The organism is Vibrio natriegens NBRC 15636 = ATCC 14048 = DSM 759, from assembly GCF_035621455.1.
Taxonomy (GTDB): domain Bacteria; phylum Pseudomonadota; class Gammaproteobacteria; order Enterobacterales; family Vibrionaceae; genus Vibrio; species Vibrio natriegens.
On sequence record NZ_CP141823.1, the window covers coordinates 854,129 to 870,193 of the forward strand.

Below are 16,065 nucleotides of genomic sequence, written 5' to 3' on the forward strand. Positions count from 1 at the left end.
CAGCAAAAAGGCACTGAATTCAGTGCCTTTTTTTGAATTCCAGACCAAGCATATTCCGACTCAGTCTTTGCCACTATCGGCTATGACGCATTTAACTGACTTTAAATTTCGTCCACACTTGTGAACGCCAGCGTCTTGCCATGATGATGCCTCGAACCCATTCATCCAAAGCGATTGCCATCCAGGCTCCCACTACACCGTAGCCCATGTGAATACCAAGCACGTAAGAGAACAACACGCCTAAACCCCACATACTTACGATACCCATTTGCACCGGGAATTTAATGTCGCCCGCACCTTTTAAACCAGCAATGAAGATCAGGTTAAACACACGTCCGGCTTCTAACAGGATCGACCCCAGAACCAATGAGCCAGCAAGAGCAAGAATTTCAGGCTGATCAGTGAACACGCGGAGAATGTCTTCTCGGAATAAGTAAATCACGGTCGTGGCAACGGTAGAAGCAACAAAGCCCACCAAGAAATAAATCTGAATACGCTTCAGGATGCTGGTCACCCAGCCCTTACCAATGTAATAACCGGTTTGAATCTGCGCTGCCTGACCAATCGCCAGTGCAAAAGCAAAAGAAAAACGCGCAATATTCTGCGCATAGGTAAATGCCGCCAACGAAGCCGTGCCCATCTGTACCACAAAGTACACAATACAGATTTGCGCAATGTTGTAAGACAACACCTCACCCGCATTCATGCCGCCAATCTTCAAAATCTTTTTATAGATGTCCGCCGGCACTTTTTTCATGGTCGACATGGGTAACTGGATGCTCGAACGCGCCACAACCACCAACAACATCAATGTACCTACGACTTGGCTCACGACGGTCGCAACGGCAACGCCCTCTACGCCATAAACGGGTAAACCAAACGGCTGATACAACGCGATGTAGTTACCTGCAATGTTAAGCACGCCACTGAGCAGGTTAACCACCATTGGTGAGCGCGAAAAACCGTGACTACGCAGAATCGTGGTTAGCACGATGCCAATGGTGACATTGAATGTCAGCGAGCCACTGATCAACAAGTAATTGCGCGCGTATTCTTCCACTTGGGCTTCAAGGCCGTAATATGGCAAAAAGAATATCGCACCAAGTACCGCTATCACGCTGAGGAAAATACCTACAATCACCGACAGCACAACACTCGCGACACCAACATCAACCGAGTCTTTCTCACGGTCAGCGCCATTGTATTGTGCAATTAAGATGCCCGTTCCACTACTCACAAATGTTGAAACAATGATCAGAAAAAACGTCAACTGGGTAATAACCCCAACCGCTGATACCGCTTTGTCTGAGTAACCACTCAGCATAAATACATCACTGGTTCCTAAAGCCGTCCTTAGCAAAATTTCCACGAGTATCGGCCAAGCGAGTGTCACGATGGACATGCGCTGGTTGATGTTCTGGCTTTTAGGCATAGTTGTAAACCTTCACACAATGAAAAACTGCTTCACAGGAAACTGTGAAGCAGTTTAAGAAAATAGCCATTCATACTTGAAATGGGCGAAAAGTTGATATGCGCAAATTTTATTCGCATCCCGGTCACAACAGCAACAAAATTTCGTCGAAATGAGTAATATTTTTCTTATCTCACGGTCACTCATTGACGATATGAAAGGCACTTTCTCGACGTATACAAAAAACAATAGCTGAAGAGCGTATGACCAACGTGAAACATCATCATCGCCTCGAAAATCTACTTTTAATTCAATTACTCATCGCCATATTCAAAATGATTTACTTCACAGTTAGCCGAACTTTTATTCTATCTATCGCTCAGTTAACAACTAGAATAGAGTTAAAACTATAAAGTTAGGGATACAAGATGTCGACATTGGCAGGGGCACGCTTAGAAGAGATGGCGGATATCCGCGCAACGAGAAAAAAGAAGATTGTTTTTATATGTTCAAGCATCGCCGCCACTTGTCTAGTCTATGGTGCGATTGTTCAAGCATTTGAGAAGCACTGGGGGCTGTGTTTGCTCCATGCTTTATCTGCGCTTGCCTGCTTTGCAATTTGCTACATGATAAAAGTACAAAAACATCACCAGTATGCCGATCTACTTTTAAGCGCAGTACTCATGCTAGAAGGTTTGCTGTTACTACTGTTTAATGATGCGCCTTCAGGAAAAATTTTGTGGCTGTATCCAATTGTCGCAACCCTCATTCTTATCAACGAGTTTAAAGTTGGGCTTCTCTTTAGCTGTACCTACATACTCTTTATTTTTTTCGGCATCGCATTTCTGGATAGATTGCCAACCGCCACTCCTATGATTGAACGTCGGTTTATGTTGACATTGATTGCGATTAGCTTTGTTTGTCATACATTTTCTTATTACTACGCCAAGGTTCTGAATTACATTCAAGTCCTCTATCGAGAAGGCATTGAAGAACTGGCCTATTTTGACCAATTGACCAGTTTGGCCAATCGCTGGAGCTTTGAAACTTGGGCACGACAAAAACTGAGCGAAGTCGATCGCTATCAAACCAAAGGTTTGACCGCCGTTATCTTCCTCGATCTCGACAACTTTAAACTCATCAATGACAACTATGGCCATGACGTTGGTGATCACGTTCTAAAGACATTTGCATCTCGATTGAAAGAGAGTGCTCGCTTAGCTGGCCACACTCCCCCGAAGAATGATTATTCTATCGCTCGGTTTGCCGGTGATGAATTTGTCCTGCTACTACACGATGTGCCTGACAAAGAAAGTTTGGACGAAGTGTTAAAACGCATTGTTAATGTATTCTCAAACCGCTCTCTAGATTACGACCTCATTAATGAAATCACGATGAGTGTCGGGGCGGCGATTTATAAACAAGATGCAAACGACTTATCGGAACTGATTCGATGTGCAGATAAAGCCATGTATGTAGCAAAACACACCGGTAAAAATCAGTACGCCTACTATGAAGATTGTGTGCAGTTGGAAGAATTGAGCACCCAACAGTTGCGCCAACCAGAAATCGGAGAGGTTTATTAGCTCGTCGAGCGAACGTTTACAGAATACTAATAAGCGAACCAATACGTCGCCCATAAACCAACAAGCAGGATAACCACTAACCAGATGACTTGGCTTGCGCGTCTGGTTTTTCCTTGATGTGGAGCCTCGTTAGGTTTGCAGGTTTGTTGACTCAATTTACCCACCAGCTCGTTATCTAATACTCGTTTATACAAATCTCGCCGCTTTTGCGCAGCATTCGCCACTGCAGTGAATCGTCGCCTTTGCTCTGTAGTAAAATCATTAACATCGTAACGAGGAGGGAGATCAGTGTGTTTGCGTTGTACTGACATCATTTCCTCCTTGGATTGATGAGTACTCTCTAAGTATACACACAAAAAAACCACCCGAAGGTGGCTTCTATTCACGGTTCAAGACGGTGTTTTATAGATATTCACACAAGTACGCTGTCGCATCTTTAACTTGTAGTTCAAACGATGAGTTGCCTTCAACGTCAAAAGACTCACCGCTGTTGTATGTTGTCCAGTCAGTTTCACCTACACGTTTAACAATAAGGGCACCTTTCACTACTGTCATGCGTTCTGGAGCTTGTGTACCAAACGTGTACTCTCCTGGAAGCATCACTCCGACACTCACTTCTTGCTCGTGTTGACTAAAACCTAGTGACTTCACACCGCCTGCAAAATAGCTGTTTTCCTTGATACTCATTATCAGTTCCCTCATTAAAAATCTGACCTTTTTTACCCTGTTTTTCTCCACGACTCAAGCCCATAAAGCCTTCTAATTAAACATTAGTGACAAATAGGTTCATAACTAGGTTTTCTTATCATGCATAGCACATCAAAACCGGTGATTATTTAGGCATAACAAATAGACAATGTGGCACCTGAGCCCTCACTCTCCTAGCGCCTTTAGTTGTAAGAATTCCCAAGATATTCAGACAAATAAATACGCTTCATTTTGATTTTTCTTTAAGTGCGTAAACGATAAATACTGCTTCTGCAGAATATTTTTAGATTATTGACTCAAGATTGTATTTCACGTGCAACAGCGTACGATTTTTATTTAACTTCTCTCAAGTGACTCGAAAAACGCTTTGATTTTTTTTGACGAAAAAAAACTCTCTGAAATGCTAAACGTGATGCTTTTGCAGGTGGTGCCGGACTTTGGCGTAAGAGCAGATTGTGTTTGTGATAGAACATGAATCTAAGGATAGAGAGAAGTTATGATTCGATTTAACCTATGTGCCGCAGGCGTTGCTTTGGCATTATCCGGAGCGACTGTCGCTGCTCCAACTGCACCAAGTATTGATCTGTACGGTTCCAACAACCTTCAGTTTTCTAAAATTGAATTGGCCATGGAAACCACATCCGGTTACCACAATATGGTGACCTACCATGACCAAGCAAAGATTGCGGTGACATTCAACCAGTGGAGCGGCTCGACGGGCGACACATACAACATCTACTTTGATGGTACCCAAGTAGCCACTGGCGCCATTACCAGCAGCCAAACCACCGCCAACTTCGAATATGGTCAAGGCGGTTTGTATCAAATGGAGATCGAAGCGTGTGATGAAACAGGTTGTGCGAGAAGTGCCCCGGCTGAAATTACCATCGCTGACACTGATGGCTCGCACTTAAAACCGCTTACGATGAATGTGGATCCAAACAACAAATCTTACAGCACAGACCCTAGCGTGGTGATGGGGACTTACTTTGTTGAGTGGGGCATTTATGGCCGTAACTACACCGTAGACAATATTCCGGCAGACAACCTAACCCACATCCTTTACGGCTTCATCCCAATTTGTGGCCCTAATGAATCCGTTAAATCCGTTGGCGGGAATAGCTTTAACGCGTTGCAAACCGCCTGTAACGGCGTACCTGATTATGAAGTCGTTATCCATGACCCATGGGCAGCGTACCAAAAGAGCTTCCCACAAGCCGGTCATGAATACAGCACTCCGATCAAGGGCAACTACGCAATGCTGATGGCCTTGAAACAACGTAACCCTGAGCTGAAAATCATCCCATCGATTGGTGGCTGGACTCTGTCTGATCCATTCTTTGATTTCGTCGATAAAGCCAATCGAGATACCTTTGTGGCTTCCGTTAAAAAATTCCTCAACACATGGAAGTTTTACGATGGCGTCGATATTGACTGGGAATTCCCTGGCGGCGGCGGTGCAGCGACAGACCGAGGCGACCCCGTCAACGATGGCCCCGCATATGTTGCTTTAATGCGTGAACTGCGTGCAATGTTGGATGAGTTAGAGGCAGAGACAGGCCGAACATACGAACTCACTTCAGCCATTGGTGTGGGTTACGACAAGATCGAAGACGTTGACTACGCGGACGCGGTCCAATACATGGATTACATTTTCGCGATGACCTACGACTTCTACGGTGGTTGGAACAACGTACCGGGGCATCAGACCGCCCTTTACTGCGGTTCGTTCATGCGCCCTGGTCAGTGTGATGGCAGTGGTGTTGATGAAAACGGCGAACCGTTCAAAGGGCCAGCCTATACTGCAGACAACGGTATCCAGCTTCTTCTCGCCCAAGGCGTCCCTGCCAACAAGCTCGTACTCGGTACTGCTATGTACGGTCGTGGCTGGGAAGGGGTAACACCGGACACCCTAACCGATCCAAATGATCCAATGACAGGTACTGCAACTGGCAAGCTAAAAGGCAGTACTGCACAAGGTGTCTGGGAAGCTGGCGTTATCGATTACAAAGGCATTAAGTCATTCATGCTTGGAGCGAATAGCACTGGGATCAACGGCTTTGAATACGGTTACGATGATCTGGCAGAAGCGCCGTGGGTATGGAACCGCTCAACGGGCGAGCTGATTACTTTTGATGACCACCGTTCCGTGCTAGCAAAAGGCAACTACGCTAAAACGCTTGGGCTTGCGGGTCTGTTCTCTTGGGAAATTGATGCAGATAACGGCGATATCCTCAATGCTATGCACGAAGGTATGTCAGGTGCGGTTATTGAGCTGCCAAACCGCGCTCCAACAGCAACCGCTGGCGCAGATCAATCCGTAGCTGGTCCTGCAACCGTGACGCTAGATGGCAGCCAGTCCACCGATTCTGACGGTACTATCGCCAGCTACGCTTGGGAGCAAACATCTGGTACAGCAGTAACCCTGACCGGAGCAAATAGTGCGAACGCAAGCTTCGATGTGGCTGAAGTAACCGCAGAAGAACAACTGACGTTCAAACTCACAGTAACAGATAACGAAGGTGCAACCGCTTCTGATCTTGTTGTGGTCACCGTGAAGCCAGCAGGCGTTATCGAACCACCTCAAAACACAGTGCCAGTTGCACAAATCACCGCTCCAGCAACAGCGAATGCAGGTGAGGTTGTGGTCATAGACGCGTCGGGATCTAGCGACGCAGACAACGACACACTCACGTTTATCTGGACGCTACCACAAGGTTTAAACGCGACCGTTGAAGGTGCAAAAGTGACCTTTACTGCTGCTGAGTACTCCGAGGATACCAGCCTAAACTTCGCGGTGAGTGTGAGTGACGGTGAAGCATCCGCGACAGCAAGTACAACCATAGTCGTTGCACAATACACCACAGATCCGAATACGGGCACATGTGATAACGCTTGGGATTCAGATGCGGTTTACACAGGGGGTGATCAGGTGACGCATGCTGGCAGTACTTGGGAGGCGAAGTGGTGGACTCGCGGCGAGGACCCAACAACGACAGGTGAATGGGGTGTTTGGAAACAAGTAGGCACAGCGAGCTGCAACTAAGCCGCACTAACCAAGCTACTTTCTACAAAGCTAAAGCATAACCATGATGTTTAAAGGACAAGGGCAGCACTCGCTTCCTTGTCCTTTATTTTTATAAAACCACTACGCTTTAGATTCGATTAAGCGGTCAAAACTTTGAAATACTTGCTCGCACTTCATGACTCGGCCATGGCCTTGACCTTGCGTGGTGACTAACTCAACATTGGCGATGTCCTCCGCCGCTTTTGCTGAGATACTGTGTTTAGTGAACTTGTCTTGCTCATCGTGAACAATAATCGTCACTGACTCACGCTCAGAAAGGCGTTTTAGCGGGTCAATTGACTGTAACGGGTAATCAAACTGCGCTTCCACTTCTGATACCACTGCATGAAACAGCTTCATGGAATAGCCTGAGCGCGCAATACTACCAAACAGGTTTTCTACATAGTTTAGAACAGGCGCGATGAGCAAAAATGGCTTGTTCTCCAGTTTGCTGTGACGACATTCCAGTGCAGAAGCGGTACCCATGCTGTGACCAATTACTCCCGCAATGTCATCAACCGAATCCAACACATCTTCAAGACCACGAATAAAACCGGGGATGTGACCATACTGACCTTCACTCTCACCGTGAGCAGGATGGTCGTAAGCCAGTGCGGTAAAGCCTTTCGCGGCGATATGTTCCATCAGAGGAAAAAACTGGCTCGCGGTTCCCGACCAACCGTGAGTCAGAACCCAAATAGGGCCAGCTCCAAGTGAGTAGGTTTTAATCACACCATCAAACCCTTGGATCTCCCCTTTGACCAAACCTTGAGGCTCTGCATTTTTCGGTTTAGTACGCACCGGCGTCAAAAGGAGCTTTCTTGCAGTACTTTTGGCGTGTGACGGTGCCAGAGTGTGATGTAGACGGGTACTGATATTAACCAAGCTACGTTTAACGCTAAAACGCTGCGAAGTATTAAAGTAAATTTTGTCGCTCATGATCTTTCCCTTAACTAGCAGCACAAAATAGAACGGTCGTGCTTTTTGTGCTGATAAGAAAGAGCGAACTCTGTCGCTCTATCTAATATATTGAATGCGTTTATGTTTTAACTGACTCGAAACCGGATATTTACGCCTTCCAACGAGCAAACAAGTTATCTATCCCTTGCCAGAACAGTCTCTGACTCTCTGCCTCGCCTTTAATCGAATAAAACACATGCGCGCTTAGATACTGTCCGTACAGATCAAAGGTTGCCTGCTTGGTGTCTAAATCACTTGAGAACTCACGATTATCTTTTCCTTTCGCGATTTGTATTTCTAAGTAGTTCAACCATGTATTAATCGACTTTCTCAACGCCACTTGTAATGGACAATCATCCTCTGCAGTATCGTTCCAGGCATCAAGAAACATACAACTACCCTGAAAAGAGTGGTTCCAAGTCATCCATGAATCTAACAACCCACGAATTTTTCTCTCTATGTGATCATCCCCTAGCTCCCGAACAGGCTCGATCACCCGAGAGGTAAAGACTTGATTCGCGTGCTCGAGCACCGAAAGCTGCAAGTTCAGCTTAGAGTTAAAATGAGCAAACAGGCCACTTTTCGACATCCCACACAGCTTTGCCAGTTCACCAATGGTAAGGCTTTCCAGCCCCTCTTCACTGGCAATCTCAAAGGCTCGTTGCAGAATAAACTCTTTCGTTACTTTTCCTTTTTTCATAATAGTATTTTTAGCACGGTCGTTCTTTTATGCAAGGTTTAGTGTTCTGGTCTAACCATTCATTGGCAAGAACAATTGCAACGATCGGTATATTGAGTTCCGTGATAGGTATATAAATGAGAAGCTTGAACCACGTCTGAATTTAAAACATTACCTGTCACCAAGAGAGCATGAGTTGATTTCTTCACGTACACCGTTATTCGGGAACTGTTACTTTCGCTGAATAGTTTTATGTTCAGGTAAGTAATTTATGACAACCAAAAAGAAGATCGCCAGTTTAGAATTTGCCCGAATCATCGCCATGTTAGCGATAATTGGTCTTCACTGTCAGATGGCTCTCTCGTACTGGCAATGGGGCGAGGTGCCCTGGGTCGGTTACATTATTAACCAGATGTCACGTTTTGCGGTTCCTTTGTTTTTCCTTATTTCTGGCTATTTGATTCAGCCCAAACTCAGTACCAATCCAATTAAAACACTAAAGAGCTACGCCAAACCGTTAATCAGGATCTGGGTGGTGTGGAGTGTGATTTGCCTAGTCGTACCGTTCCGATGGCAGACTGTCTATGAAGTGGGTTACTTAGCAGAGCGACAAGGTTACTGGGATTATCTGATGCAATCCCCGATTAACTCATTGCTAGAAGGGGGCTTGGTTCATTTGTGGTTCCTGCCGGCACTCCTGATAGCCGTGACACTTATCGCTTTTCTGGTCAAAGCTGGGCAGTCTCGACTCCTACTTCCTATCGCTTTATTGTTTTACGTGTATGGAGTTTTAGCAGGAAGTTACTCTACATTAACTGAACTGCCAGCTCCGTTTTTCACTCGCAATGGCCCTTTCTTTAGTACATTACTGGTTGTACTGGGTTATCTGGCCAGAGAGAAACAATGGCAATGGTCTGGCAGCAAAGCCTTGCTTCTGATGGTGATCGGTTTGGGGCTTCACTTTGCAGAAGCCAATCGACTGATGCAACACAACGTTATGTTTAACACTCATGATTTCTTATTTGGGACCGTTATTTGGTCACTTGGTATTTTCATGTGGCTACTTGCTAACCCCAATTTTGGCAATATGTCATGGGTGCACAAGTGGTCACCGAGCGTCTTAGGAATCTACGTTAGCCACCTACTGGTGGTAATTATCATGATGAATGTAGCTGGCATTCTCCTATTACAAGGTTTAGTTAATGATGTTTTCATTTACTCAACCACCATTGTCGCCACATTGCTTTTAGTCAAAAGTATTGAGGCTTCACCACTAAGAAAACTATTACTTAGATAAATCAATAAAATGCGAGTCATAGCTTGCTCTGACACGTTCGTTGGAGCAAGCCAAACAAAAATGAGAGTGAGCTCTCACTGGCTAAAATTTTAGCGCTATGAGCCTCAATAATTTTGTCGATACTCACAAAAAACATTGAGCATTTCCTTTAGATTTACCCAATAAATAAAACACTGCTCATTTAACGGAGGCTGTATGTGGGCACCTCAAGGAGTCACTCCTTTTTTAGAAATAAGCCATTGGCTGACTTACGGTTTGTATGCCGCAGCGATTTTATGTTGCGTAGCGGGTATCGTGTCACTAAGAAAATAGTGGCATAACGCCCTGTTCCTACCGTTAATTCGAGCTTTCTCACAACTAACCTCTTAATTTATGGCTACTATTTCTCCAACAAGACAAGGGAGAAATGTCTATGCCAATTTACCCAATTGTGGCTTTCTGCTGTTTGTTATTCTCAAGCTCCAGCATGGCTGCGGTCACCAGCGAGCTCAACCTAATTAATTCTACCGTTGGCTATACCGCTCTGGTTCTGTTTTCTATTGCTTACGCTCTGGTTATGCTGGAAGAGTATCTCAAGATGAGAAAATCCAAGCCTGTACTGCTTGCAGCAGGGTTAATTTGGATTCTGATCGGGTACACCTTTACTCAACACAACCAACAGGATGTTGCTAAAGCTGCGTTAGAGCACAACTTGCTTGAATACGCAGAATTGCTGCTATTTCTATTAGTGGCGATGACTTACATCAACGCCATGGAAGAGCGAAGACTCTTTGACTCTTTACAAGCGTGGATGGTGGGTAAGGGTTTCGGCTTTAAAAAGCTGTTTTGGCTGACAGGTTTCCTCGCATTCATTATTTCACCCATCGCGGATAACTTAACGACGGCACTGTTGATGTGTGCTGTAGTAATGAAAGTCTCTGGCGACAACCCAAAATTCGTCAATCTGGCTTGTATCAATATCGTCGTCGCCGCCAACGCGGGCGGTGCATTCAGCCCTTTTGGTGATATTACAACGTTAATGGTCTGGCAAGCGGGTCACGTCAGATTTTCTGAATTTCTTCCTCTGTTTATCCCTTCTTTGGTCAACTATTTAGTCCCTGCCTTTTTGATGTCGCTGTTTGTACCAAACACCAAACCCAATACCAAACATGAGCACGTGGAGCTGAAACGCGGAGCAAGACGCATTGTTCTGTTATTCATTCTGACCATCGCTACCGCCGTCTCTTTCCATGCCGTGCTGCACTTCCCTCCTGTGATAGGCATGATGATGGGCTTGGCTTACCTGCAATTTTTTGGCTATTTCCTACGTCGGACACTCAAGCAGTCTTTAGCGAAAAAAACGGCAATCGCGATTGCGAATGGCGACGAGCAGGCTCTGAAACGTATCGGTTCCGTCGTGCCGTTTGATGTGTTCCATCGTGTGTCACGTGCGGAGTGGGATACCTTACTCTTCTTCTACGGAGTCGTAATGTGCGTTGGTGGGCTTAGCTTGCTTGGTTATTTAGAGCTGGTTTCTCATGTGATGTACACCGAATGGAATCCAATGTGGGCGAACGTAATGGTTGGCATACTTTCAGCCATCGTGGATAACATTCCAGTGATGTTTGCCGTATTAACCATGCAGCCTGATATGTCTGTCGGCAACTGGCTGCTGGTCACACTCACTGCGGGTGTCGGTGGTAGTTTACTCTCGATTGGTTCGGCCGCTGGCGTCGCGTTAATGGGCGCAGCACGTGGTCAATACACTTTCTTTGGCCACTTAAAGTGGACACCGGTGATTGCTCTGGGTTACGCCACCAGCATCGCTGCACATGTCTGGATGAATGGTGGCTTGTTTCAGTAACGCTATCTGTCCGATGGATGGTTCACGCCATCCATCACTTCAATATCACCTAGATCGTATGGATTTACACCATCAAGACACCCGACATTGTAACCATATTCAGTAGGGTCTGAGCGACGCTGGTGATGGGTATAAATACCGCATTCGCTACAGAAGTAATGTTTTGCGGTAAAGGTATTGAACTGATAAAGCTTAAGCTTTTCTTCTCCTTTAACAATTCGAATGCCACTTAGGGGGACAGAAGCCACAATAGCGCCACGACGACGGCACATAGAGCAATCACATCGTCTTGGTTTTTCAATGCCATTAGGTAGTGAAAGCTCTAGCTCCACTGCTCCACAATGACAACTCAGCCTATGCAAAGCGTTAATTTCAGTTGGTCCAACTCGCTTTATCATGATTTTCCTTTCTTTTTCTAGCTCAACTTTACAACGTGTACATTATGTTAAACAGGCTAACAAAAATTCAATGTTTGTTGAAAACTCGACATTGGTCACTTTTCAAGACATTTTATGCGCAAGTAACCCAGACTTAAGCGGTTTCAGTGACAATTGGGAGGCTAACGATGGCGTGTTTTTCTGAAGTATTGCCAACCTCCCTAGCTCACGCAGCAGCATAACGTCATCAGGTTATATCAATACTATTGCAAATATTTTGGTGGCCACTTTGGCGACCGCATCCCCGACTCCAGCTGCCAATGTGGCTGGAAGGGTTTAAACCAAGGAAAAACTTTTATGGATAAAGATCATAGCTTTAGAGAGAACCTCTTGGCTCTGACGCTTGGCAGTGCGTTGGTGTCTTTGGGGGTTATTATTTTCAGCAAAGTTGGACTACTGACTGGCGGCACGGCAGGTTTAGCGATATTCCTCACCAAAGTGAGTGATTTCAGTTTTGGTCAAATCTTTTTCGCACTCAACCTCCCGTTCTACATTCTTTCTGTAACACGTATGGGCTGGCGATTTTCCATCAATACCTTTATTGCGGTGACGATTGTCTCTTTCGCGGTAGACCATCTGCATCAAGTGATTGAAATTTCGAGAATAAATATGGTGTATGCGGCACTTCTGGGTGGTGGACTGATCGGTATCGGAATGTTGGTTATCTTTCGCCATAAAATGAGCCTTGGTGGCTTTAACATTCTGGCGCTGTATCTACAGGAACGCTTCGGAATCCGGGCGGGTAAAGTACAGATGGCGTTGGATTGTGCCATTGTCATCATGTCTCTGTTTATCGTGGATGTTTACATCATCGCTCTATCTGTAATGGGGGCTGTGATTATCAACTTGATTCTTGCCATGAATCATAAACCTGGCCGTTACCAACCCAAACCTCAGGAAGCATAATCGCCTGACAATGCCTGAAGAAATAGAAAAAGCCCCGAGCCAACGTCTCGGGGCTTTTTTATACTCAATAAAAGTAAGTAAGCTTAGTTCGGTTCAGTCTGAGAACGCTCTCATCTCAATCAAAGAGGCTTGCCCTGCTCCAAAGCCAGTAACCTCTGCTTACGCTCAACGCCACCCGCATAGCCCGTCAATTTCCCACTCTTACCAATGACACGATGACAGGGAACGACGATAGAAATTGGATTTTTCCCGTTGGCCAACCCTACGGCACGCACGGCCTTAGGATTGCCTATTGCATCCGCAAGCTGTTGATAGCTCCAGGTTTCTCCGTATGGAATGGTTGTTAGTGCATGCCAGACCTGGTTTTGAAAATCCGTCCCCGAGGCCGCCAAGGGAAGATCAAACTCGTTCCTTAACCCAGAAAAGTATTCCCCTAACTGAACAACGGCCTGATGCAAGATTGGCTGGCGATCATCGCGCTCACCCAAATCATCCGGTTTTGTTGTACAGGTTTCAAACCAAATACCAAGTAAGCCGTCAGAGTTAGCTTGTATCGTCACGGTGCCTAACGGGCTGGGCATTTCGGTATAGATTGTTTTCATGATTGATTCCATAAATGAAAAGTTGCGTAACTTCCCCAAGGTGACGCGGTATGGCTATTGAGAGACGGGAAGCGCTGCATTGCCTTTTTTACGACTAAGTCGTTATGCAAAAAACAGTCAGGGTTAGACTCTCCCCGAAGCTCGGCATAACTCACCGTCCAGGGCCCAATACCTTTAAGTTTTAACCATTGCTGTGGTTCCGCTTGTGGATTATCCAACATATATTGTGCAAAGGTCACCAACGTATTCTTTCGACTCTGAGGCATGCGTAAAAAACTCACGTCCGCATTCACGATGTCAATTGGCTCAGGAAAATAACGCGCTTCTCCTTCTGCACTGAGTTTATCTACCAGCAGATTCAACTGGCCAATCGCCGCTTTAACCGAAACTTGCTGGCCTAAAATTGCCCGAACGCCCGCTTCCCATGTACTCCACACGCCAGGAATCCGAATACCACTACTCTTTACAACCCCAGGGGCAACATAACTGAGATGCCGCTCTATCGTGCAAATATCAGCGTCAAGATCAAACATTCGGCGAACACTGGTCACCAAATTCTGCAATTTAGCGACGTCTTCAATTTCAAAATCCAGTTCGAGATGGCTTTCACCTTTCGTCGCTTTAAACCACGCTTTGCTTCCTGTGATACAAACCGTACGGCTGTAACTGTTTTCCGTCAGTACTTCCACGCCTTCTATCGCCCTTAAACGATAAAAGTCCAACATATGTTGCCAATTAAATTCGCCGCGAAACGGTAACACGATCCGATTCGTTTCCATTTTTTCAAACTCATTACGCCTAACCTGAGACGGTGTCAATTTGAGAAACTTTTGAAAAGCATCATTAAACCGGCGCGTGCTGTTAAAACCTGCGGCAAAGCCCACTTCGGTAACAGACATCGAACTCGAATGCAGTAACTGTTTAGCAAACATCAATTGTTGATATTGAGCATATTGCTTGGGCGACATACCTAGGTACTGTTCGAACAACATTCTCAAATAACGATCAGATATTCCTACACGCTCTGCTAGTTCACACACCGAATGATGATGCAACTCCCCCTTATCAATCATAGAGATAGCGCGTTGAAACGTGGTTTCTACGCCTCTCCAGGCCCACGAACCAGGCGCACTATCAGGTCGGCAGCGCAAACACGGGCGATAACCTGCCTTAATAGCCTGAGTTTTGTCCGTAAAATATTCGACATTCTCTTCTTTCGGTAAGTTAGCTGGACATATTGGTCGGCAGAAAATACCGGTTGTTTTAACACCAATATAAAATCGACCATCAAAACGGCTATCACGTGACATACGCGCTTTCTGACACTGCTCAAACGTCAATGACGTGTAGGGGTGTATAAGCATGATGCTGTCCTTGCTTGCACAATCTTAACGAGCAGTTCATCTGCTCAATGGGCTATATGCTCATTGTAGAACGAGGTGTTTACTGAGGTTAGCCATTTTCGGAACTCAATATTGAGAATAGTTGGCATTAGCGTATTTCTACACTAAAGTTAAGACCAGAACATCACAACAACGTCGGCTAAAAGGGAATTGGTATGGACTTACACACATGCGTAATTGTGCTTAGAAACCAAAAGGTTATTACGAGTAAATCCGTTGATCATTCTATCGGAATAATTGAGCGAGACTCAAATAACGAGATTTCAGAAATTCAAATCAATACTACCGATGGGGGTAATATTAGGACTTATCACTACAACAATGTAGAGGAGTCGCTTGAAAGTTTGATGAATCTCTAATTCTTGTTCCCGAGGAAGCCTCCTCCCTCATTAATATCGAAAAAATAGAGCACACGCCCCCGTGCTCTATTTTTTTGGCCTAGTTTCATAGATTTATCACCAGAGTTAATCCCCCCTCTCTTTCGAAAAAAATGACATAGTGATTAAGAAACCTCGATTTTTTCAGGAAAAACAAACACCAAATAAAATCTTAATAATATGATTTAAAAGGTAAAAAACTACTAGTTCGAATTTATTGAACTAGAGCATCAAATAACCCCAATTTTTTATCGTATAAACCCGACCTAAACTGTACTCAACAGCAAGGGAGAATGGACTCCCGCTCAAAAAACATCGTATGAGGACAGAATCATGAAAGCACTTCTACAAAAAATTACCGCATCAAACGCAGGTTTCAGCACGCTGGCACTTCGCATTCCTATCGGCATCATCTTTATGGCACACGGCTCTCAGAAGCTATTTGGCTGGTTTGGTGGCTACGGACTGGAAGGCACTGGTCAGTGGATGGCATCCATTGGCTTAGGTCCTGGTGTTTTAATGGCTTTCTTAGCAGGTAGTGGTGAGTTCTTTGGTGGTTTGTTTATTCTATTAGGCTTACTGACTCGACCAGCAGCGACCGTACTTTCTTTTACCATGCTTATCGCTATTTTCTCGGTTCACTTCGAGAACGGTCTGTTCCTGGCAAACAACGGTTATGAGTTTGGATTAGCACTATTAGCAGCGAGCGTTTCTCTGATTTTCTCAGGTGCTGGTAAAGCTGGTCTGGACAACCTTTTAAACAAGAAGCTTTCTTAATTTCCCTTTTTA

15 protein-coding genes are annotated in these 16,065 nt (G+C 45.3%); 7 read left to right on the plus strand and 8 right to left on the minus strand.

All coding sequences use genetic code 11. From position 1 onward, the window contains the following. Nucleotides 1–91: 91 nt before the first annotated feature. A complete protein-coding gene (locus tag VER99_RS18375) occupies nt 92–1,432 on the minus strand; it encodes an MATE family efflux transporter (RefSeq protein WP_020335078.1) in 1,341 nt (446 codons plus the stop codon). Nucleotides 1,433–1,839: 407 nt separating this feature from the next. On the opposite strand from VER99_RS18375, the gene VER99_RS18380 reads away from it, so the two are divergent. Further along, nucleotides 1,840–2,997: a GGDEF domain-containing protein gene (locus VER99_RS18380; RefSeq protein WP_020335077.1), complete on the plus strand. Its 1,158-nt coding sequence runs from the start codon at nt 1,840–1,842 to the stop codon at nt 2,995–2,997. Between the two features lie 26 nt (nt 2,998–3,023). Here the strand turns inward: VER99_RS18380 and VER99_RS18385 are convergent, their stop codons facing one another. Both VER99_RS18385 and ppnP read right to left on the minus strand, forming a co-directional pair. Next, nucleotides 3,024–3,308 (minus strand): hypothetical protein, encoded by a 285-nt coding sequence (locus tag VER99_RS18385; RefSeq protein ID WP_020335076.1) that lies wholly within the window; start codon nt 3,306–3,308, stop codon nt 3,024–3,026. Between the two features lie 91 nt (nt 3,309–3,399). Continuing rightward, complete coding sequence (ppnP, locus tag VER99_RS18390) at nt 3,400–3,684, minus strand: pyrimidine/purine nucleoside phosphorylase (protein WP_014233458.1); 285 nt, start codon at nt 3,682–3,684, stop codon at nt 3,400–3,402. A 517-nt stretch (nt 3,685–4,201) separates the two neighbouring features. On the opposite strand from ppnP, the gene VER99_RS18395 reads away from it, so the two are divergent. Continuing rightward, entirely contained in the window at nt 4,202–6,751 is a 2,550-nt protein-coding gene (locus VER99_RS18395; protein ID WP_020335075.1) for a glycosyl hydrolase family 18 protein, read from the plus strand. A gap of 102 nt (nt 6,752–6,853) precedes the next feature. Here VER99_RS18395 and VER99_RS18400 read toward each other — a convergent pair whose 3' ends face one another. Both VER99_RS18400 and VER99_RS18405 read right to left on the minus strand, forming a co-directional pair. Further along, the gene (locus tag VER99_RS18400) at nt 6,854–7,711 is read right to left on the minus strand and encodes an alpha/beta hydrolase (protein ID WP_020335074.1); all 858 of its coding nucleotides are present in this window, start codon (nt 7,709–7,711) and stop codon (nt 6,854–6,856) included. Between the two features lie 130 nt (nt 7,712–7,841). Next, entirely contained in the window at nt 7,842–8,432 is a 591-nt protein-coding gene (locus VER99_RS18405) for a TetR/AcrR family transcriptional regulator (protein ID WP_020335073.1), read from the minus strand. Between the two features lie 250 nt (nt 8,433–8,682). Between VER99_RS18405 and VER99_RS18410 the strand changes: the two genes are divergently transcribed. Further along, nucleotides 8,683–9,708 carry an acyltransferase gene (locus VER99_RS18410; protein ID WP_020335072.1) on the plus strand — a complete coding sequence of 342 codons (1,026 nt, stop codon included), beginning with the start codon at nt 8,683–8,685 and terminating at the stop codon, nt 9,706–9,708. 412 nt (nt 9,709–10,120) lie between these two features. After that, on the plus strand, nt 10,121–11,551 hold the full coding sequence (nhaD, locus tag VER99_RS18415; RefSeq protein WP_020335070.1) for a sodium:proton antiporter NhaD: 1,431 nt from the start codon (nt 10,121–10,123) through the stop codon (nt 11,549–11,551). Nucleotides 11,552–11,553: 2 nt separating this feature from the next. Here nhaD and VER99_RS18420 read toward each other — a convergent pair whose 3' ends face one another. Continuing rightward, nucleotides 11,554–11,949, minus strand: coding sequence for a GFA family protein (locus tag VER99_RS18420; protein WP_020335069.1), 396 nt, complete (start codon nt 11,947–11,949; stop codon nt 11,554–11,556). Between the two features lie 336 nt (nt 11,950–12,285). Between VER99_RS18420 and VER99_RS18425 the strand changes: the two genes are divergently transcribed. Then, on the plus strand, nt 12,286–12,894 hold the full coding sequence (locus tag VER99_RS18425; RefSeq protein WP_014233451.1) for a YitT family protein: 609 nt from the start codon (nt 12,286–12,288) through the stop codon (nt 12,892–12,894). A 119-nt stretch (nt 12,895–13,013) separates the two neighbouring features. Here the strand turns inward: VER99_RS18425 and VER99_RS18430 are convergent, their stop codons facing one another. Together VER99_RS18430 and VER99_RS18435 are read right to left on the minus strand one after the other, a co-directional pair. Continuing rightward, on the minus strand, nt 13,014–13,496 hold the full coding sequence (locus VER99_RS18430) for a methylated-DNA--[protein]-cysteine S-methyltransferase (protein WP_020335066.1): 483 nt from the start codon (nt 13,494–13,496) through the stop codon (nt 13,014–13,016). Beyond that, the gene (locus tag VER99_RS18435; protein ID WP_020335064.1) at nt 13,493–14,860 is read right to left on the minus strand and encodes a DNA-3-methyladenine glycosylase 2 family protein; all 1,368 of its coding nucleotides are present in this window, start codon (nt 14,858–14,860) and stop codon (nt 13,493–13,495) included. Before VER99_RS18435 ends, VER99_RS18430 begins: the two co-directional genes overlap by 4 nt. 194 nt (nt 14,861–15,054) lie before the next feature. Here VER99_RS18435 and VER99_RS18440 point away from each other — a divergent pair, with 194 nt between their 5' ends. Together VER99_RS18440 and VER99_RS18445 are read left to right on the plus strand one after the other, a co-directional pair. After that, on the plus strand, nt 15,055–15,258 hold the full coding sequence (locus VER99_RS18440; RefSeq protein WP_014233448.1) for a hypothetical protein: 204 nt from the start codon (nt 15,055–15,057) through the stop codon (nt 15,256–15,258). Between the two features lie 351 nt (nt 15,259–15,609). After that, nucleotides 15,610–16,053 carry a DoxX family protein gene (locus tag VER99_RS18445; RefSeq protein ID WP_014233447.1) on the plus strand — a complete coding sequence of 148 codons (444 nt, stop codon included), beginning with the start codon at nt 15,610–15,612 and terminating at the stop codon, nt 16,051–16,053. Nucleotides 16,054–16,065 lie beyond the last annotated feature (12 nt).